Source organism: Ruegeria sp. G12 (genome assembly GCF_056533565.1).
The window spans coordinates 14,053-33,902 of the sequence record NZ_JBQFOO010000010.1 but is presented as its reverse complement, the minus strand read 5'-3'; the positions used below and the strand labels follow the sequence as shown (position 1 = coordinate 33,902).

The window sequence follows — 19,850 nt, the reverse complement described above, 5'->3', positions numbered from 1 at the left end:
CCCACCAACCCACAGGACGCGCCATGGTTCAGCAACCAACAAAACAGGATTGGAGCGGTGTTTTCACGCTTGGCCTGATTTGGGGCGCCACGTTCATGGTCGTTGCGATGGCGCTGGAGGGGTATGGCCCGATAACGGTGGCAACCTCGCGGACAACGCTTGGGGCCGTGACCCTGCTGGGTTTGATGTGGGCGAGCGGTCGCAAGATGCCGGTGCTGACGCCCGCTTTGGGCACATCGGTTGTCCTGATCGGAGTGCTCTCCACCGCTGTGCCCTTCATGCTGCTCAGCTGGGGCCAGCAATTCGTACCCTCTGCCTTTGCCGGATTGTCGATGGCGGCAATTCCCCTGATGGTGCTCCCGCTGGCGCATTTCTTCTCGGACGAACCGCTGAACCTGCGCCGTCTTCTTGGCGTGTGTCTGGGGTTCTCGGGCGCGCTGGTTCTGATCGGCCCCGGCCTTGCGCAACTGGGTCAGGGGGCTGAGCCGCTGGCACAACTGGCCTGCATCACGGCAGCGCTGTGCTACGCCAGTTCTTCGGTCATGACCCGACGCTGCCCGCCGGTGGACCCTCTGGTGTTGGCGGCTTTGACGCTTGTGGTTGGTGCCGTGATCCTATTGCCGATCATGCTGGTGACCGAGGGTCTGCCGACCTGGCAAGGCCCCCGCCCCACATTTGCGCTGATTTTTCTGGGGCTCGTGCCGACGGCCTTTGCCACCTTGCTGCGCGTGTCGGTCACCCGCAGCGCCGGGTCGGTGTTCCTGACGCTGGTGAACTATCAGGTTCCGATCTGGTCAATGATCTTCGGCGCATGGATCCTGTCCGAGGCCCTGCCCCTGCGCTTTTTCATCGCCCTCACCCTGATCCTGACCGGCATGGCAATCAGCCAGTGGTTCAGCCTGCGCAAGGCCCTGTTCGGCAGTTAACCTGCGGCGGCTTCGACCTCGGCCACAATGCTGTCGACCACTTGAACCAAAAGCCCGTCGTCTTCGCATTCCGCCATAACGCGGATCAGCGGCTCGGTCCCCGACTTGCGGATCAGTAACCGGCCCTGCCCGTTCAGGCGCGCCTCAGCGTCAGCAATGGCAGCCTTTACGCTTTGGCTTTCCAGCGGAAGCTGCCCGGCGCTGAACCGCACGTTCTTCAGCAATTGCGGCACGGTTTCAAATTGCTTTGACAGTTCGGATGCCTTGCGGCCGGACAAAACCATCTCGGCCAGAAAGTGCAGCCCGGCCATCAGCCCGTCGCCGGTGGTGGCGTAATCGCTCATCACGATGTGACCGGACTGTTCGCCGCCAAGGTTGAACCCACCTTCGCGCATCCGTTCGACCACATAGCGGTCTCCGACGGCGGTGCGTTCCAACTGCAACCCGCGCGCGCCTAGGTGCCGCTCCAGCCCGAGGTTCGACATAACCGTCGCAACAAGGGCTCCGCCTTTCAACTGACCCGATCTGGCCCAGGCCGTCGCCAGCAAGGCCATCAACTGGTCGCCATCAGCCACCTGCCCGGTCTCATCAATCACAACAACCCGGTCTGCGTCACCGTCAAGGCAAATGCCAACGTCCGCGCCATGCGCTACCACGGTTTCCGCAGCCATCTGGGGTTTGGTGGACCCGCAATTCTGATTAATATTCTTACCGTTGGGCGCAACGCCGACCGGGATGACCTCGGCCCCAAGCTCCCACAGAACCTCGGGCGCGGTGCGGTGGGCCGCGCCGTTGGCGCAATCGATGACCACCTTGAGCCCGTCCAGCCGCAACTCTCGCGGGAGCGAGGATTTGACCCGCTCACCATACCGGAACCGCGCATCATCGACCCGGCGCGCACGCCCAATATTTTGCGCCTGAGCGGGCCTGACCCCCTCTTCGATCAGCTTCTCGATCTCGGCCTCGGCCTGATCCGACAGTTTGAACCCGTCCGGTCCAAAGAACTTGATCCCGTTATCTTCGGCCGGGTTGTGACTGGCCGAGATCATCACCCCGAGGTCCGCCCGCATCGACCGTGTCATCAGCCCCACGGCCGGGGTCGGCACCGGCCCGAGCAACAGCACATTCATCCCGGTCGAGGTCAGCCCTGCCGTCAGAGCGTTCTCCAGCATATAACCGGAAAGGCGCGTGTCCTTGCCGATCACCACACGGTGCACACCGGTCGCGTCGCGGCGGAAATACCGCCCCACGGCCGCGCCGATGCGCAGGGCCATCTCGGCGGTCATCGGATGCGTGTTGGCCGTGCCCCGCACTCCGTCGGTTCCGAACAGCTTGCGCATATCTGTCACTCCGTGAAAATTGCTTGCGACCGGATTACCGGACAGCGGCCCACAGACGCAAGGCCTGAGCGGTCTCAGCCACGTCATGGACCCGGATGATCTGCACGCCCTGAGACAATCCAGCCAGCGCAACGGCAATTGATCCCGGCGCGCGAGCCGTCTTGCGCGGCTCTTGCCCGATTGACCCGATGAAGCCCTTGCGCGATACGCCCAGCAGGATCGGGCAGCCGAGGCCGTGAAACAGGCTGAGATTGCGCAGCAGGGTCAGGTTATGCGCCTCGGTCTTGCCGAAGCCGATGCCCGGATCAACCACGATCAGGTCCCGGTTCAGGCCGAGGTTTTCCAGATGCGCAATCTGGGTCTCAAGAAAGTCGTACACATCCAGCAGAACGTCATCGTATTGCGGGTCTTCCTGCATCGTGGCCGGGTCGCCCTGCATATGCATTACGCAGACCGGCACGCCCATCCGCGCGCAGTATGGGGCAAGGTCCGGATCGAAGGCGAAGCCCGAGACGTCATTGACCAACCCGGCCCCCGCCTCAACCGCCGCCTGGGCAACGCTGGCCTTGCGCGTGTCGATTGAGATCAGCGCATCCGTTTCCGCTCGGATCGCCTGAATCAACGGGCGTGTGCGGGCGATTTCTTCGTCTTCGGGCACGAAATCAGCGCCGGGCCGGGTGGATTCCCCGCCGATATCCAGAATGCTGGCCCCATGCGCGACCATATCCGACGCTGCAGCGCGGGCGTTTTCGACTGAGTTATGCACACCGCCGTCCGAGAAACTGTCCGGCGTTGCGTTAAGGATTCCCATGATCAGGGGCCGCGCATTGTCCAGCCCTGCGATGGGACGGCGCGACCGAGTCAGACGGTCCAAACTGGCTGCCGGAATGTCGGCAACTGCCACGATTTCGGGACCACCGTTTCGAGTCAGGGCCTCAGCATGCGTAAACCATAGCTGTTGCCCGGCGAGCGAAACCGAGTCCTCCGAGCGGGTCGGCCCGTGTTGAACCAATGGCCGGTAATACACGCTCACAATTGCGCCTGCTCCACCGAAACCGCGCGCAGCGGTGTTTTGGGGGACTGCGGCAACTCTCCGCCGATGACCAGCATTTCGCTGGCCTCAAAGGTCGCCGCGAACCACGCTGCAAGTGCCACTGCGTCCGATGGCGCGGCCGAGGGGCCATCTACGGCGTCCAGCACGATCTTGGACGGAGCCCAGACACAGATCTGACCGTTCTTCATCGCCCAGTCCAGTTCGGTCCGTGTCGAGACCACAACGCAGCGATGATCCCGCGCGGCCAGAACCCAGGCATTTTGCTCAATCGCCAGCAGGTCGATCCGCCGCTGGGTCATGGCGTGGCCGGTCTGGGGCACGGACAGATCAGACGCACCGACACACAGAATCAAAGGGCGCTGCCGGTTTTCCAGTTGATCGATCCAGCCGGTCAGATTGTCCGAGGCGATGGCCTCATTCGAAAGATAAACCAACCGGGGATGCGGGCGTTCTTCCTCGACAATATCATGGTTGTGCGCATCGCGCCCGCGGACGATCTCTACCCCCAATGCGCCCGGACCTCGATCCAATTTTTCGATGCGAACAAAGGCTCTTACGGCCTGCGGTTCAAGCAGGATACGCTCAGCCACACGCTCGGCCAAGGTCTCAAGCAGGTTCAGGCGTTCGGCGGCCAGTTCAAACGCGATTGCCTCGGTGACGCGATCATAGGACAGGATGCGATCCACATCGTCCTCGATCGCATCTGTTAGCGGGCGCACTTCGACCACGATGTTAAAGCAAACCCGCTGCGTCGTTCCCCGCTCGGCCTGAAAGGCACCAATTTCGACATCGACAATATGATCGCGCAACGAAATACGGTCCAGCGGACCCTGCGGCGAAGTCGCCTCGGACCGTTCAGACGGGTGCGCAAAGGCAAGGCGGATTTCGGAACTCATTGGAACTGGCCTTTTCGGGCTTGTCAGGACGTTTGCCTAATCTAGACGTGTCCGGGGCCTATAGCATTCAAACATGCGCCATTCCAGCCGCCGAATGCGGCGTCAGGCAACGCGGAACCAACTCATCATACCTGATGCGGCGTGCCCCAGCATATGACAATGCAACAACCAGTTGCCCGGGTTGTCAGCCACCAGCGCGATTTGCCGCGTCTGGCCGCGCTCGACAAGCACCGTATCGCGCCAAGGCCCCAGAGAGCCATCTTCGAGGATCAGCCGGAAATGATGACCGTGCAGATGCATCGCATGCGGAAAGGCCGTTTCGTTGACGAACTCGAACCGATGCTGGCTGCCGCGCGCGGCATCCAGAAACGGGTCTTGCGGGCGCTCGGCATATCCATTCAACGCCCAGAACCGGCCCAACTGCGCCAATTCGCGCCCTGACAGTTCGGTCTCGCCAAGCCGTGCGCTTTCCAACCAGCGCATCGCACCGCCCTGCAGAACCATCCGGTGCAAGGGCGTGGACTGGATATCATTGATCTCCGGCAGTGGATTGGGCGGCAACGCCGATACCTCGCCCCGGCGCGCCCGCGACGCCTCACCGGCAACGTCAAACCGGGCGAGCCCATAGGCACCATCCCGCTCGATACTCAGCAGGCTGGCGGGATCACCAGTCACATCGACCATCAGGTCCGCGCGTTGAGCCGGGGCCAGAGGGAATGTCTCGGGGATCGGCAGAGGCGTGTCCAACGGCATGCCATCCAATGCGACGATCCACCCCTGCAGCCCGTCCAGACCCAGATCATAAATCCTGGCATTGGATGCGTTGATCAGGCGCAGTCTCAGGCGCTCATTGCCCTTCACGGCAAACGCAGGATCAAACGTGCCGTTGACCGTCACGATATTACCAAGGCGTCCAGCGTGGCTAAGATCGTGCCCGTTGTCGAAATCGTCGGTGATCTGCGCCGTTTCAGGGTCCAGCCGCCAATCATCCAGCATCAGCACCAGATCCTGATCAATGTCGATCTGTGCCTCCTCTTCGACAATCAGCGGCCCATAGAGCCCGCGCGCCACTTGTTCGACCGACCTGTTATGCGCGTGATACCAATAGGTCCCGGCATCGGGGGTGATAAAGTCATAATCAAATGTTTCCCCCGTCAGCACAGGGTCCTGCGTCAGCCCCGGAACCCCATCCATCGCATTGTCGATACGAATACCATGCCAGTGAACCGACGTCGCCTGAGGCAGGTTGTTCACCAACCGCCTTTGCAGACGTTCACCTTGCCTTAACCGCAGCGGCGCGCCCGGAACCGAACCGCCGTAACTCCAAACTCTCGTTTCCGGAAAGCCCTCTGGCGCAAGGCGCTGCGCCGCCTCTTGGGCTTCAAGGGCCGGGTAATCCGCCAGGGACACGCGCGGCAAAAGCGCAAGCGCGGCTGCGGATTTAAGGATTTGTCGGCGGTTGAAATACATTGGGGGCCTCCTGGCCCCCAATATAGCCTGCATGAAACCCCGCGCCATCAGCCTTCCAGCGCGGGTGCGTCAATCAGTTGCTCGCCGTCCGATAGTTGTGACGGTAGAAAATATGCACGCCGATCTTCGCGGTCTGTTTGTAAACGCGCGACCAGGACGGACGAACCGCCGTGGTGTGATAGTGGGTTGCGCCTTCGGTCAACTCGTTCGCCGTTCCGTCAATCGCCGCACGCGCCACTTTGGAAACCCGCTCATAGGCTTTCTTTTCGTGGATCACTTCCTTGCGACCATCGCAGGTATACGTGAACTGACATTGGTATTTCTTGCCGGTCCCCTGGCGGATCACACCGCACAGCGAGTTCGGAAAGCGGCTGCTTTCGACCCGGTTCAGGATAACCTCGGCCACTGCAAACTGACCGCGGACGCTTTCGCCGCGCGCCTCGAAGTACAGAGCCTCGGCCAGACATTTCCAGTTTTCGTCGCCCGATGGTGCGGGCTGCTGGTCGAGCCAATCCTTGGAATAGGACACCTCGACCGGTTCAGCCGCCCCACGCGGCTTGAACAATTTCAAATAGTCCCGAAAGCTTTGCCCCGGCAATTCATTGCGGGCCACAAGCTCAGGCTTGGTGGTGGCTTCCTTCTCAGCGAAGGACGCACTAGGCAGCACGGTTGCTGCCAACACGGCAACAGCCATTATATATCGTAGCATCAGATAACCTCGCACAGGCACAACACGCGCCATACCCTCCCCCGGCGGGCGCGACGAGGCGTTTAACCCAGACAGATGCAAACGTCCAGAACTACGGAAAAAGCAAGTGGAAAACCGCCCGTGGGAAGATTTATTTTCGCCACAAGGTTACCTGGAACCCACTAATCCTTGGGCAAATACCGGGTGTCAACCCCCAAGTCTGGACGAAATCGCCAATTGAGCGGAAGCCAGCCGAGCAACCGGGACCCGGAAGGGCGAGCATGAGACATAGTCAAACCCAAGTTCGCGGCAAATGGCGATTGATTCGGGGTTTCCGCCATGTTCGCCGCAGACTGAAAGGGTAACATCAGGCTTCGCCGTCCGCCCGCGTTCAGCGCCAAGCTTCAGCAATTCCCCTACCCCGTCCGCATCAAGCACGTGAAACGGGTCTTCGGTAAAGACACCCTGACGCACATAGGCAGACATGAACCGCCCCGCGTCATCTCGTGACAGACCGTAAGTCATCTGTGTCAGGTCGTTTGTCCCGAAGCTAAGAAACGAGGTGTTGGGCGCAATCTCTTCCGCGCGCAGGCAGGCGCGCGGCGTTTCGACCATCACGCCAAGACGGTATTCGAACTCTTGCCCCTGCTCTGCAGCGACGGCCGCAGCGACCGTATCGATGCGGGACTTTACCAGTTCCACCTCGCGCTTGGCCGAAACCAGCGGGATCATGACCTCGGGCACAACCGGTGCCCCATTCTTGCTGGCCTCAAGCGTAGCCTCGAAGATTGCACGGGCCTGCATGTCGTAGATTTCGGGCACGGTGACACCCAACCGAACACCACGCAAGCCCAGCATCGGGTTGTATTCAGTCATCGCGGCGACTCGCCGTTCCACATCCGACACCGGCAGGTCCAACGCCTCGGCCAGTTCGCGCTGACCGCTTCGGGTGGTCGGCAGGAATTCGTGCAGCGGCGGGTCAAACAGGCGGATACAGACCGGTTGCCCCTCCATGATGCGGAACAATTGCACGAAATCCTCGCGCTGCATGGGCAGCAGACGTTCCAGCACCGCCGCGCGGCCAGACGGGGTCTGGGCGAAAATCATCTCGCGCATGACGATCAGCCGCCCCGGATCGAAGAACATGTGTTCGGTCCGGCACAAACCAATACCCTGCGCCTCAAAGTTCCGGGCCGTCTGCGCATCGGCGGGCGTATCGGCATTGGCGCGGATTTCAATGTCACGCTCGGCATCGGCCCAGGCCATCAGCGTCTGAAAGCAATCATCCAGCGCCGCTTCCAGCATTGCTGGCTGACCCGCCAGAACCTGACCGGAACTGCCATCGATCGTCAGCACGTCACCGGTCTTGAACACCCGCCCGTCCGGCGCGGTCAGCAGTTTCTTCTTGGTCTGAAACCGCATTTCCGAGGCCCCGACAATGCACGGCAGACCCAAACCCCTGCCAATCACGGCGGCATGGCTGGTCATCCCGCCCTTTTCGGTCAACACGGCGACCGCGGCATGCATCCCACGCACGTCTTCGGGCGACGTCTCGCGCCGGACCAGAACGCAGGCCTCGCCCCGTGCCGCGCTGGCCTGAGCCTCGGCGGCGGTGAACACGATCTTGCCGGTCGAGGCCCCCGGGCTTGCGCCAATGGCCGTTGTCAGTACATCGCGCTCGGCATCGGGGTGCACCTGACGGTGCAAAAGCTCGTTCAAAGCATGCGGATCGACGCGCATCACTGCCTGTTGCGGCGGAATAATCCCATCCTCGGCCAGCCGAACCGCTATTTTCATCGCCGCTCGGGCACTGCGCTGGACCCGAACTCCGTCCAGAATATGTACCCGGCCGTTTTCGATGACGAATTCGACCTGCATCTCTTCCCGCAGCTTCCGCCGCATCATCGCCGCGTGCGCCTTGAGATCGGCAAACGCGTCGGGTGCCACCTCTTCAAGAGACTGCCCGCGCGGGTCCTTTTCCAGAAACAGCGCAGCCACCCCTGCACCAAGGGCATCGCGGCCCTGGCTTTGGCTCAGGTACCGGCCCGTGATCTGCGGCTCGCCTGTGGTGGAATCCACCAGCTGCAGCACGCCCGATCCGCATTCCCCCTGCCCGACGCCAGGGATCATCTCTTGTATGACCAACCCCAACCCAGCGTCTGCCGGAGCACCCTTCGCCTGACGCAGCAACCGGGCCGAGGTGCCGTCCCACGCCCGCGCCATTGACCGCAGAACACCGGCAAGCTGTTCGCCCCGGTCCTGCGGGAACACCTCGTCGGCCTCATCTTCATAGGCGCGCAGGGATTGCCGCAGTCCTTCCTGCCCGTCTGCCTCGATGTCGTCGAACACATCCGCGTCCAGCCGCGCCACATGGATCGCGTAACTCTGGACAAAGCGCAGATACAGCGCCGCCGCGGCCTCGGCCCCCATTGCGTCGGACAGTTCCACGTAGCGCGCGTCGTTCATGCCGATGTTCAGAACCGCCCCCGGGCCGCCCCAATCCGGGTCTTCGGAACTGGGTCGCACACATAGCAGGGCCGACGAGTCAAACTGCTCCAAAATCGCCACCAGATCGGGGATGTCCCCCTTGGCGATCTTCAGGACGGCATCGAAGGACAGCGCCACGGTGCGCGGCACAGGCATGTCCAGACGGACCAGCCGTTGCAGGCATTTGGCCCGGCCACCATGGGTTTCGGTGGTCACGGGCGCTTCCGAGGTAATCAGCGTGGTATGCGGGTTATTCTGCACTGCGGCACCTTTTGGTTTCACCGCAGCATAGGCACCTGCGCACTTCACGCAAGGGTGATCTGGGCGCGGTCCGGCCCGCGCTCGTGGCTTTAGCCTTCGATCCGGGTCAGATCGGCCACGCTAGAGCAAACCTGCCGGATCTGGCTGAGCAGATTCAGGCGGTTGCGGCGCAGGATGTCGTTGTCGGTGTTGACCTGAACATCCTCAAAAAACGCGTCAACCGGCTCGCGCAGCGCAGCCATTGCGGCCATGGCCGTCGGAAAATCCTCGGCCTTGAGCGCAGGGGCGATCTTTTCCTGAGCCTGATCCAGAGCGTTGAACAGCTCCTTTTCGCTGTCCGCCTCGGCAAATTTCACATCCGCGCCGTAGGAGTATTCGACCCCGTCCTTCTCCTCGGCCTGAGTCAGGATGTTGTTGGCCCGCTTGAAGCCCTGCACGAGGTTCTCCCCGTCCTCGGTCGCGATCACCGCATTCAGCGCCCGGGCGCGTTTGACCAGCAGGTTAAGGTCGTCATTCCCCTCCATCGCGATACAGGCGTCGATGATGTCGTGGCGGATGCCTTCGTCGCGGAGGAAAACTTTGAGGCGGTCGTGGAAGAAGGAGAGGAGGTCGTCAGAGATTTCTTCAGGGCTGCGTTCATCAGCCACGCCTATCGAGTCCATGTTCTCTATGCTGTCGAAGTCTTGTACATCGTCGATTGTTCTCGACCGCGCAGCTTCTTGGTTTCGTTCAACTTGGAGTGCCAACGATTTGCCCAAGTCGAGGCGGATTTCATTAGCTGTTGCCAACCGAATAACCCCCAACGCCGCTCGGCGCAGAGCAAACGGGTCTTTCGATCCGGTCGGCTTCTCATCAATCGCCCAGAACCCGGTCAGCGTGTCCAGTTTGTCGGCCAGCGCAACCGTCACCGACAGCGGTGCGGTCGGCACGTCATCCGACGGCCCCAGCGGCGAGTAATGCTCCTGCGCTACGGCGGCCACAGCAGCGTCTTTGCCTGCCGCTTCGATGTAATAGCGCCCCATAAGTCCCTGAAGTTCCGGGAATTCATAAACCATCTCGGAACTCAGGTCAGCCTTAGCCAGACGCGCGGCTTTCTCGGCCTGATCAGCATCCGCCCCAACCATCGGGGCCAGTTCGCGTGCCAGTGCGGCAATGCGGTCGATGCGCGCGGCCTGTGTGCCCAGCTTGTTGTGGAAGGTCACGTTCTCCAGCGCGCGGGTCCATTGGGCGATGTCCGACTTGGCAACGCGCAGGTCATTCTCCCAAAAGAACTTCGCATCGGCCAGACGGGCCGACAGCACCTTCTGGTTCCCCGCCAGAATGGTCGCGCCATTGTCGGCGGTTTCGCGGTTGGCGACGGTGATGAAGCGCTCGATCCGCCCCGTCTTGGGGTTTTTCACCGAAAAGAACTTCTGATGCTCTTTCATCGAGGTCTGCAGAACCTCGGGCGGCAGTTCCAGAAACTCCTCGTCGATCTGCCCCATCAGCACAACGGGCCATTCGACCAGACCGGCGACCTCGGCCAGCAGGCCCTTGTCGTCGACCACCTCAAGACCGGCAGCAAAGGCGAGGTTCTGGGCGTCGTTCCAGATATGCTCGGCGCGCTCATCAGGCGACAGAACAACGAAGGCGCGTTTGAGCTTGGCCGCGTAATCGTCGAAAGACGTTACAGAAAAGCGGTTCGGGGCCATGAACCGATGGCCCTCGGTCGTGTCGCCGGATGTGATCCCTTCGACCTCGAGCGGGACGACCTGAGCACCCGCCTCATCGCTAAGGATGCACAGGATCGAATGCAAAGGCCGCACCCAGCGCATCGAGCCAGCCCCCCAGCGCATCGACTTGGGCCATGGGAAGTTGCGGATCGTGGCCTCCAGCACTTCGACGACGATCTCAGCCGCCGGGCGGCCCGGTTTTTCGATGGTGGCAAAATAGACCGCGCCTTTGGGGGTGTCGCGTTCTTCAAGCTGGTCGCGGGTCAGGCCCGCGCCGCGCAGGAAGCCTTCGATGGCTTTGTCCGGCGCGCCGACCTTGGGGCCTTTGCGTTCTTCGCGGATGGTGGGGCTTTCCGCCAGCAGGCCCTCAATCGCCAGCGTCAGGCGGCGGGGCGTGGTCAGGGCCGCGGCCCCGGCATAGGTCAGACCGCCCTCGACCAGACCATCGGTGATCCGCTTTTTCAGGTCTTCACCGGCGCGGGTTTGCATGCGCGCGGGGATTTCCTCGGAAAACAGTTCGATCAGCAGGTCGGGCATTTTCGGTCCTTAGAAATTGACGATCGTCTGGATGACGATGGCATTGGCGATATCCACAAAGAAGGCGGATACAAGGGGGAGCACGATAAAGGCAATAGGCGATGGGCCATATCGCTTGGTCACTGCCGTCATATTGGCAATCGCGGTGGGGGTTGCGCCCAAAGCGAACCCACCGAACCCGGCGGACAGAACAGCGGCGCGGTAGTTGCGGCCCATGACCGGGAACAGCACCCAGATCACGAAGGCCACGGCAAACAAGGTCTGGGCAGACATGATGACGACAATGGCCAAACCCAGTTCCGCGATGGTCCAAAGCTGCAGGCTCATCAACGACATCGCCAGAAACGCACCCAGCGAGAATTCCGAGATCAACGCCAGCGATGGGGTCCGCGCCACTGGCGGTGCTTTGGGGACCAGCGCTGCACGCAGGTTGGCAATCACGATTCCCATGATCAGGCAGGGCACGAACAGGGGCAATTTCAGACCGGCGGCCTCGATGACTTCGCCCAGCATGTAGCCGAAGATAATGGCGAGGTTCAGATGCAGCAGCACCCGCATGACCGACAGGTGGTCGATTTTGGCGTCCGCTTCTTCGGCGTCCTCGGGCAGACCGATAGTGTGTTCCTCACCGGGGCGCGCGGGGGTCAACCCGCGCCCCTCAATCAGAAACCGCGCGATCGGGCCGCCCACCAGCGCTGCAAGAACAAGCCCGAGCGTGGCAACGGCAACGCCCAATTCAGTCGCCCCTTCAAGGCCGGTCACCTGGGCGACCTCGGGCGACCACGCGATGGCCGTGCCGTGACCGCCGATCAGCGCGGCAGAGCCGAACAGAACCCCAGCTTGTGCCGGGTAGCCGAAGGTCACGGCCCCCACGGCACCGATCACGTTTTGAAATACAATTGTCGCCAGCGTTAGAACAAGAAGCAAAAGCAATGGCTTACCGCCCGAAATCAAATCGGAAAACCGCGCGTTCAGGCCGATTCCGGCGAAGAACACCACCAGCAGGAAATCGCGAGCGGCCAGACCGAATGACAGTTCCATCCCGAACAGCAGATACAACAGCAACACGACCAGAGAGGCCAGCAAGCCGCCCGTCACAGGCTCGGGGATGTTGAACTGGCGCAGGGTGGCAACCCGCGCATTGACCTCGGCCCCGAACAGGTAAACGGCAAAGCCCAGCGTGGCGGTCAGGAAATCCGGGATCTGAATCGCGTCGGTCATCGGTGGACCCTCAGCTTTCCGGGCGCGGCGGGCATTCCTCGCCGACCACCGTCCCGTCATAGGCCTTTTCACCGCAATTGTTCAGCGCATGCCAGATGAAGCCCTGACCATTCTGAGTCACTGCCACAATCCGGTCCACGCCATAATGCACGTTTTTCACGCCGACAAATGCCTCGGCCTGCCCCGATTTCAAAGCGTCGGCCAGCGACACGGCATCGTAACAGTCAAACCACCCTGGCGCAGTCAGAGGGGTCGCGTCCTCGGCGGGGCGGTAGATGGTACCCAATTCCTCGGGCGTCAGGTCGGTTTCAAAGCAGGCGCGGTATCGGATCGGAGAGCTGTCGGCATCAATCGCCTGAAACGCGGTGTAGCTGATGGGCTCAGGCGTCTCCGCCCCCTGCGCCAGCAGAACCACATCCTGACCGGGGCGCGGTTCGACCGTGTAATAGTAGCCGTAGACCTGCAGGTAATACATGCCTGCGCCCGCCAGAGCGGCGGACAGGATCAGGATGATCGCTAGAAACTTTCCGGTCATACTTTGGCTTATCCTTTTACGCGGGCTCTTTTAAGTGGCTCAAAAATAGGACAGGTTTCGCAACAGAACAGAGCGGATCAAGGAACACCGGATGGAATCGACCCTTGCTGTCGGGTTTTTCGGCGCACTTTTTGCAATCATGAACCCTGTAACCAACCTGCCGGTTTTCCTGAGTGTAACGGACAGTCTGCCAGCGGCGGAACAGAAGAAAATTGCGGTGAAAACAGCGGTCTATTGTCTGATCCTCGGGGCCGCCTTCGCGGCGGTAGGCAGCCAGACGTTGGGGCTGTTCGGTATCACCGTGGATCATCTGCGAGTGGCAGGTGGTCTGGTCGTCATGATGATCGGGCTGAACATGCTGAACGGGAACGAGAGCACCTCGCATCACGGAACGGAGGGAGAGAAGCAGTCGTATCCCGAACCGGACACCGTGGCGTTCTACCCGCTGGCCTTTCCGATCCTTGTCGGCCCCGGCACGATCACAACGCTGATCCTGTATGCTCATCACATCACCAAACCCATCGATGCCCTTGTTTTTGCAGGCGTCTTTCTTGGTGTTGTCGCGCTGCTGCTGATCACCTTCTGGAACGCCGCCTGGCTGGCCGAGCGTCTATCCGGGACCGCCCGTGTCATCATGAGCCGCTTCATGGGCATGATCCTGTCGGCCATCGCCATCAGCATGATCGCAAGCGGCCTGAAAGCACTGCTGCCGGGTTTGGCTTGACTGCCCATCAGGCCGAATGCCCGGCCGCCTCGGTCTGAACAAACGCATCCGCGCATTGCTTGGCCAGCGCTCGTACGCGCCCGATGTAAGCTTGGCGTTCCGTCACCGAGATCACGCCCCGCGCGTCCAGCAGGTTGAAGACGTGGCTGGCCTTGATGCATTGATCATAGGCGGGATGCGCCATGATGATGCGCTTGCCGGTTTTCGGATCGTCATGTTCCTGCGCCAGAATGGCGGCGCATTCAGCCTCGGCCTCTTCGAAATGGCGCAGCAGAACCTCGGTGTTGGCCACGTCAAAGTTCCAGCGGGCGTATTCCTCTTCGGTTTGCTTGAAGATGTCACCATAGGTCAGCGGGCTGGGCGATTGCGGATCGTTGAACGGCATGTCCATCACGTGGTCGATACCCAGAACGTACATCGCCAGACGTTCCAGACCATATGTCAGCTCACCCGATACGGGCGCGCAGTCATGGCCGCCGACCTGTTGGAAATAGGTGAACTGGCTGACCTCCATCCCGTCACACCAGACCTCCCATCCCAGACCCCAAGCGCCCAGCGTCGGGCTTTCCCAGTCATCCTCGACAAAGCGGATGTCGTGCAGGTCCATGTCGATGCCGATAGCCTCGAGACTGCCCAGATACAGCTCTTGCAGATCGGGCGGACTGGGTTTGATCAGCACTTGATACTGGTAGTAATGCTGCAGCCGGTTCGGGTTCTCACCATAACGCCCGTCGGTCGGACGACGCGACGGTTGCACATAGGCCGCCGCCCACGCCTTGCCCCCCAACGCGCGTAAGGTGGTCGCCGGGTGGAACGTCCCGGCGCCGACCTCCATGTCATAGGGCTGCAGGATCGCGCAGCCTTTGGACGCCCAATATGTCTGAAGCCGCAGGATAATCTCCTGAAAAGAACGAGGTGCGCTGGAGTGTTCGGTCATGACATTCCCTTTGGGCGCGACAGCACCCGGTTCCGGTCGGTTTTGCCCTTCCTATGCAAGGGGCCAAGGGGCGTCAACGGGCCAATGGCCCGATGCTGTATCTGCGCGGCCACACCCTGAATTCCCCGCATTCACGGCATGGCAATCGGGGTCCGAAATCGCGTAATCTGCGCCAAAGCACCACTGGCGCATAAAACGGGCAGAAAATGACACGCGTATTAACGGTTATTCTATTGTTTTTCACCTTCGGCCTTCAGGCCGCAAATGCTCAGCAGGATCAGGGCGTCTGGGTTCAGGTCGAGGCGCGCCCGACCCTGAGCCAGGCGCAGGACCGCGCGCAGGCTTATGCCAATGCGCTGCCGGATGTGAACGGGTTTCGCCTGAACAGCGGCTGGTACGCCATCGTGATCGGCCCCTACCTGCGCAGCGATGCCGAACAGGTGCTGCGCGTCTACCGGGCCGAGGGCGAGATTCCCGCCGACAGCTTCATCGCCTTTTCCAACACGCTGGGGCAACAATTCTGGCCGGTTGGCGCGAACCTTCTGAACCGGGGCGTCATTGCGCCGCCTGTGGAGCCTGAGGCGCAACCAGAGCCAGCGCAGACCGCCGTCGCGCCGCAAGATGCGGATGAAACACGCCCACAGGCCCTGCAAAGCGAACGCCTGCTGACCGCGCAGGAGCGCAAGGACCTGCAGACGGCACTGCAGGCTGCGGGTTTTTATAACTCGACCATTGATGGCGCATTTGGTCAGGGCACGCGCCGTTCCATGGGCGATTGGCAGCGGTTTAACGGATTTGAGGCCACCGGCGTTCTGACCACGTCACAGCGCAAGGCGCTGATGGATGACTACAACGCCCCGCTGATCAGTGCCGGGATGGCGCGGCACAGCGACGATCAGGCCGGGATTTCGCTGGACCTGCCTTTGGGAGTCGTCGCCTTTGACCGTTACGAGGCTCCGTTTGCCCATTTCAAAGCCTCCTCTGACCTTGAGGCACAGGCTTTGCTGATCAGTCAGGACGGTGACAAATCCACCCTACGCGCGCTGTACGAAGTGATGCAATCGCTGGAAATCGTGCCCCTTGACGGCGCGCGCGAGTTGCGCGGGGACCGGTTCACGCTGGAAGGGCGCGGCAACGGGGTCGTGTCCTATACCCAAGCCACACTGAAGGACGGCAAGATCAAAGGCTTTACGCTGGTCTGGCCCGAAGGTGACGAGGCGCGGCGTGCACGGGTTCTGGCGGCGATGAGGGCCAGCTTCTCGACCACCGATGCGGTGTTGGACGCCGCAGCCGGTGCGGATGCTGAGCAGCGTATCGATCTGGTCTCGGGCCTGCAGGTCCGCAAACCGCGCTTGTCCCGATCCGGGTTCTTTGCGGATGCCCAAGGCACCGTCCTGACCGTGGCCGAGGCCGCCGACAGTTGCAGCCGGATCACGCTGGAGGGCGATCAGGAGGTTCAGGTGGCCTTGACCGACGCAGACCTTGGTATCTCGGTTCTGCGCCCAAGCCGGTCCCTCGCCCCGATCAACATCGCCGAATTCAGCGCAGATCAGCCACGTATTCAGTCCGAGGTTGCCGTGTCCGGCTTCTCTTATCAAGGCGCTTTGGGGGCTCCCACTTTGACCTTTGGACAGGTCGCGGACATCCGGGGCCTGAATGGTGAAACCGGGGTCAAGCGCCTGGCGCTAAACGCACAGCCCGGCGATGCCGGTGGCCCGGTCTTCGACGGAAATGGCCACGTAATCGGCATGCTGCTACCAGCCCCATCCGAAGGCCGCACCCTGCCCGCCTCGGTCAGCCTTGCGGCAACCGTGGACCGATTGACGGATGTGCTGGGCAAGGCGGGCGTGTCGGGTCAGTCCAGTCAAGAAACCGTACAAATCTCGCCCAACGAGCTGAGCCGCAGAGCCACCGGAATGACCGTACTGGTTCACTGCTGGGACTAAGGAAACATCCTCGAAATCTCAAAAAGCGCCGCATTCATCTGCGGCGCTTTTCTTACGCGATGCCCGGTGTCACGCGGATCAGTGTCGGCACCGGTGCGTCAAGGGCTGCACGGATGGCGGATTGCATCTCGTCCAAACTGGTGGGGGCCGCGGACAGCGCGCCAAACGCCTCGGCCAGTTTGCAGAAATCGGGATTGCGGGCCACAACCGCGTTGGGCGCGATCTGGCTGCGAACCATACTGTCCTCGATCTCTTTCAGCTTGCCATTGTCCCACAGGATGATCGGCAGCGAGAGGCCCAGTTCGACTGCCGTTCCCAACTCCTGCATCGTGTACTGAAACCCGTAATCCCCGGCGATCACCGCCGTGGGCTGACCCCGCCGTGCAACCGCCCCGCCGATGCCGGCGGGCAAGGCGTATCCCAGCGTGCCGAAGCCAGTCGGGTGGTGCCAGTGATGGGGATGGTCCATATCCCAGACCTCTTTTGCGACATAGGCGAATTGGGTCATGTCGGAGTAGATCATCGTCTCGGCAGGCAACGCTGCGCGCAGGGCATCTGCGACTTGCACGATGCCCGAACGCTCGGCCTCAACCTCGGCGCGCCAGCGGGCACGGGTCTCGGCAACTTCTTCGGGCGACCAGCCTGCGGCAGGATCGGAGTTTTGGGTCGCTTCCGACAGGGCACGGGCAAAGCCCTCTGCGTCAGCCTGCAACTTGACGGTGGCGCGGTGGTGATCCGACAAAACCTCGGGGTCCAGATCGACGCGCACCAGATTGGCGGTATGACCCAGCTCGCGCCGCCACAGATCAACTTCGCCGAGTTCCGCCCCGACAGCGACCACCAGATCAGCCGAGGCGATCACGTCGACACTGCTCGGTCGCGGCAGCATTGACCCAAAATCCAGCGGATAGTCCACGCCAACGAAACCCCGCCCCGCATAAGTGGTGAAACAGGCCGCGCCCAGCTTTGTCAGCGGGTCTCGCCAACGGTCAGACCGGCACCCACCGCCCAGAATAAACAAAGGTCTGCGTGCCTGCGCCAACAATGACACAACCATCGACACATCCGGAGGCAAAGCCGCCCGCGTGGCCGGAGGCTTGGGCGAGGGTGCGGGTTCGGCATCGGCCTCCAGCACAGCGATTGGCACCTGAATATGCTTGGGTCGCGGGCGGGATAGCGCGAACTCTTCAAACGCGCGCTCAATCAGACCATACGCGGCCTGCGCGCTATTGGCCTGACAAGACCAGTCGGCCACGGTGTCCGCCGCTGCGCGCTGATCCTTCATCTGGTGCAACTGACCACGTTGGGCATGCGTGTCATCCAGACAAGAGGACAGAACCAGCATCGGAACCGAGTCGGAATAGGCCTGCCCCATCGGGGTCATGATGTTGCACAGGCCCGGTCCGGTGATCACATAGGCCACCCCCGGCTTACCCGTCGCGCGCGCATAACCGTCGGCCATGAACCCGGCCCCCTGCTCGTGCCGGGCCAGAACATGGGTGATTCCGGCCTCTTCGATGCCGCGATACATTTCCTGGTTATGCACGCCGGGGATACCAAAGATCACGTCGACCCCGCGATCCTTCAGCATATGCGAGACTTGCGCGCCAAGGGGCTTTTGCATCACCCTCTCCAGAATTGAGCGGTGAAGATCGCGTAAACCGCCAGCAGTTCCAGACGGCCCACCAGCATGCCAAGCGACAGCAGCCACTTGGCGGTATCGCTCAGCCCCGCGAAATTGCCCGCCGGGCCGATCTGGCTGCCAAGGCCCGGGCCTACATTGGCCAGCGCCGTCGCCGCACCCGAAACCGAGGTGATGAAATCCAATCCAGTCAGCGCCAGCGCCCAGGACAGAATGCCCATCGACAGCACGAAAAACATGAAGAAACTCATGACCGAGGTCAGAACGTCGCGCCCAACAGGCCGCCCGTCATAGAGCGGCATGAACACCCCATGCGGCGATCTGATCCGGCTCAGCTGTGTTTTGATCGAGGCAAACAGCAATTGATAGCGGAACACCTTGATCGAACATGCGGTTGAGCCCGCGCACCCCCCAATAAGGCCGATCAGAAAGAAGATCATGACCGGGAAACTGCCCCAGGTCATGTAATCGACACTGGCGTATCCCGTGCCCGAGATGATCGACGTTATGTTGAATAGCGATTGCCGAAAGGCCTGCTCCCAATGATGCGGAAAGACTGATGTCAGAAAGATGGACATCATCACAACGAGCACCAGAATGGTCGCCAGAAAGGCTCTGATCTGGCTGTCCCGCCACAAGGAACTGGTGTTGCCGTTGGCAAGCTGGACGTAGCGCACGAAGGGCAGAGCGGCGAGGATCATGAAGACCGATGCGGCATATTCTGCAGGGCCCGAGAACGTGCCGAACGAGCTGTCGTAGTTGGAAAAGCCGCCTGTGGCGATCGTTGTCATGGAATGCACGACGGCGTCGAAGAAGCCCATACCGAACCCGGCATAGACCAAGGCACAGACGACGGTCAGGAACACGTAGATCAGGGAAATCTGGCCCGCGATCTCCTGCGCGCGGGGTAGGATCTTCCCCATCGTCTCGAACCCTTCCGAGCGGAAGATCTGCATCCCGCCCACGCGCAGTTCGGGCAGGAACACCATGGCGACAACGATGATCCCGATACCGCCTAGCCATTGCAGAATGCCGCGCCACAGCAGCAGGCCCTGCGGCAGGTTATCGAGGCCCGAGATTACCGTTGATCCGGTGGTGGTGAGGCCCGACATCGCCTCGAAATACGCATCGACAAAGCGCAGTTCGGATTCGCCGAACAAAAACGGGATCGCCCCGAATACCGGCAGGGCGACCCATACACCGGTTGTCAGCAGAAAGGTCTGCCGGATGGTCAGACCTTCGCCCACGCCATTCGAACAGCTTAGGGCCAGCACAGTACCGGTCAGCACCGTAATGATGGCGCTTTCCAGAAAAACATGCCACTCGCCCCGCCCCTCGATCATGTCGGCGAGCATGGGCAGCAGCATGGTCGCCCCAAGAATGGCGACCAGCAAGCCAATCACATATCCGACCGGGCGAAGATCCATCATGACGCGCAGCGTTGGCGCGCCATGGGGACCGTGTCAAGCAGATG

15 protein-coding genes are annotated in these 19,850 nt (G+C 61.6%); 3 read left to right on the top strand and 12 right to left on the bottom strand.

Annotated elements, in window-relative coordinates; translation table 11 throughout:
- Positions 1-23 precede the first annotated feature (23 nt).
- Positions 24-926: a DMT family transporter gene (locus tag ACR0JN_RS19265; protein ID WP_480888126.1), complete on the top strand. Its 903-nt coding sequence runs from the start codon at positions 24-26 to the stop codon at positions 924-926.
- Here the strand turns inward: ACR0JN_RS19265 and glmM are convergent.
- The 9 genes from glmM to ACR0JN_RS19220 form a co-directional block, all read right to left on the bottom strand.
- Positions 923-2,266: a phosphoglucosamine mutase gene (gene glmM, locus ACR0JN_RS19260; RefSeq protein ID WP_480888125.1), complete on the bottom strand. Its 1,344-nt coding sequence runs from the start codon at positions 2,264-2,266 to the stop codon at positions 923-925. The two genes, ACR0JN_RS19265 and glmM, sit on opposite strands and share 4 nt — an antisense overlap.
- A gap of 34 nt (positions 2,267-2,300) precedes the next feature.
- Positions 2,301-3,299, bottom strand: coding sequence for a dihydropteroate synthase (gene folP / locus ACR0JN_RS19255; RefSeq protein ID WP_480888124.1), 999 nt, complete (start codon positions 3,297-3,299; stop codon positions 2,301-2,303).
- Entirely contained in the window at positions 3,296-4,216 is a 921-nt protein-coding gene (locus tag ACR0JN_RS19250; protein WP_480888123.1) for a dihydroneopterin aldolase, read from the bottom strand. The genes folP and ACR0JN_RS19250 overlap by 4 nt, the downstream gene beginning before the upstream one ends.
- Before the next feature lie 102 nt (positions 4,217-4,318).
- Complete coding sequence (locus ACR0JN_RS19245; protein ID WP_480888122.1) at positions 4,319-5,686, bottom strand: multicopper oxidase family protein; 1,368 nt, start codon at positions 5,684-5,686, stop codon at positions 4,319-4,321.
- A 73-nt stretch (positions 5,687-5,759) separates the two neighbouring features.
- Entirely contained in the window at positions 5,760-6,395 is a 636-nt protein-coding gene (locus tag ACR0JN_RS19240; RefSeq protein ID WP_480817870.1) for a cell wall hydrolase, read from the bottom strand.
- A 186-nt stretch (positions 6,396-6,581) separates the two neighbouring features.
- Positions 6,582-9,143, bottom strand: a complete 2,562-nt coding sequence (locus ACR0JN_RS19235) for a putative PEP-binding protein (RefSeq protein ID WP_480888121.1) — start codon at positions 9,141-9,143, stop codon at positions 6,582-6,584.
- A gap of 68 nt (positions 9,144-9,211) precedes the next feature.
- Positions 9,212-11,371, bottom strand: a complete 2,160-nt coding sequence (gene glyS / locus ACR0JN_RS19230; protein ID WP_480888120.1) for a glycine--tRNA ligase subunit beta — start codon at positions 11,369-11,371, stop codon at positions 9,212-9,214.
- Between the two features lie 9 nt (positions 11,372-11,380).
- The gene (gene gltS, locus ACR0JN_RS19225) at positions 11,381-12,592 is read right to left on the bottom strand and encodes a sodium/glutamate symporter (RefSeq protein WP_480888119.1); all 1,212 of its coding nucleotides are present in this window, start codon (positions 12,590-12,592) and stop codon (positions 11,381-11,383) included.
- A 10-nt stretch (positions 12,593-12,602) separates the two neighbouring features.
- On the bottom strand, positions 12,603-13,127 hold the full coding sequence (locus tag ACR0JN_RS19220; RefSeq protein ID WP_480888118.1) for a DUF6446 family protein: 525 nt from the start codon (positions 13,125-13,127) through the stop codon (positions 12,603-12,605).
- Positions 13,128-13,218: 91 nt separating this feature from the next.
- Between ACR0JN_RS19220 and ACR0JN_RS19215 the strand changes: the two genes are divergently transcribed.
- Complete coding sequence (locus ACR0JN_RS19215) at positions 13,219-13,851, top strand: MarC family protein (RefSeq protein WP_480888117.1); 633 nt, start codon at positions 13,219-13,221, stop codon at positions 13,849-13,851.
- A gap of 7 nt (positions 13,852-13,858) precedes the next feature.
- On the opposite strand, the gene ACR0JN_RS19210 is transcribed toward ACR0JN_RS19215, so the two are convergent.
- Positions 13,859-14,788: a glycine--tRNA ligase subunit alpha gene (locus ACR0JN_RS19210; RefSeq protein ID WP_480610124.1), complete on the bottom strand. Its 930-nt coding sequence runs from the start codon at positions 14,786-14,788 to the stop codon at positions 13,859-13,861.
- 206 nt (positions 14,789-14,994) lie between these two features.
- Between ACR0JN_RS19210 and ACR0JN_RS19205 the strand changes: the two genes are divergently transcribed.
- Positions 14,995-16,734, top strand: coding sequence for a serine protease (locus tag ACR0JN_RS19205; RefSeq protein ID WP_480888116.1), 1,740 nt, complete (start codon positions 14,995-14,997; stop codon positions 16,732-16,734).
- Between the two features lie 52 nt (positions 16,735-16,786).
- On the opposite strand, the gene ACR0JN_RS19200 is transcribed toward ACR0JN_RS19205, so the two are convergent.
- On the bottom strand, positions 16,787-18,358 hold the full coding sequence (locus ACR0JN_RS19200; protein ID WP_480888113.1) for a 5-guanidino-2-oxopentanoate decarboxylase: 1,572 nt from the start codon (positions 18,356-18,358) through the stop codon (positions 16,787-16,789).
- On the bottom strand, positions 18,358-19,806 hold the full coding sequence (locus ACR0JN_RS19195; protein ID WP_480888109.1) for a TrkH family potassium uptake protein: 1,449 nt from the start codon (positions 19,804-19,806) through the stop codon (positions 18,358-18,360). Before ACR0JN_RS19195 ends, ACR0JN_RS19200 begins: the two co-directional genes overlap by 1 nt.
- Positions 19,807-19,850: the final 44 nt, after the last annotated feature.

Excerpts from the sequence above, each read along its gene's own strand:
- ACR0JN_RS19245 (WP_480888122.1), bottom strand. The coding sequence starts at position 5,686 with ATGTATTTCAACCGCCGACAAATCCTTAAATCCGCAGCCGCGCTTGCG.
- ACR0JN_RS19200 (WP_480888113.1), bottom strand. The coding sequence starts at position 18,358 with ATGCAAAAGCCCCTTGGCGCGCAAGTCTCGCATATGCTGAAGGATCGC.
- glmM (WP_480888125.1), bottom strand. The coding sequence starts at position 2,266 with ATGCGCAAGCTGTTCGGAACCGACGGAGTGCGGGGCACGGCCAACACG.
- ACR0JN_RS19195 (WP_480888109.1), bottom strand. The coding sequence starts at position 19,806 with ATGATGGATCTTCGCCCGGTCGGATATGTGATTGGCTTGCTGGTCGCC.
- ACR0JN_RS19240 (WP_480817870.1), bottom strand. The coding sequence starts at position 6,395 with ATGCTACGATATATAATGGCTGTTGCCGTGTTGGCAGCAACCGTGCTG.
- ACR0JN_RS19265 (WP_480888126.1), top strand. The coding sequence starts at position 24 with ATGGTTCAGCAACCAACAAAACAGGATTGGAGCGGTGTTTTCACGCTT.
- ACR0JN_RS19210 (WP_480610124.1), bottom strand. The coding sequence starts at position 14,788 with ATGACCGAACACTCCAGCGCACCTCGTTCTTTTCAGGAGATTATCCTG.
- ACR0JN_RS19250 (WP_480888123.1), bottom strand. The coding sequence starts at position 4,216 with ATGAGTTCCGAAATCCGCCTTGCCTTTGCGCACCCGTCTGAACGGTCC.
- ACR0JN_RS19205 (WP_480888116.1), top strand. The coding sequence starts at position 14,995 with ATGACACGCGTATTAACGGTTATTCTATTGTTTTTCACCTTCGGCCTT.
- glyS (WP_480888120.1), bottom strand. The coding sequence starts at position 11,371 with ATGCCCGACCTGCTGATCGAACTGTTTTCCGAGGAAATCCCCGCGCGC.
- ACR0JN_RS19220 (WP_480888118.1), bottom strand. The coding sequence starts at position 13,127 with ATGACCGGAAAGTTTCTAGCGATCATCCTGATCCTGTCCGCCGCTCTG.
- ACR0JN_RS19215 (WP_480888117.1), top strand. The coding sequence starts at position 13,219 with ATGGAATCGACCCTTGCTGTCGGGTTTTTCGGCGCACTTTTTGCAATC.
- gltS (WP_480888119.1), bottom strand. The coding sequence starts at position 12,592 with ATGACCGACGCGATTCAGATCCCGGATTTCCTGACCGCCACGCTGGGC.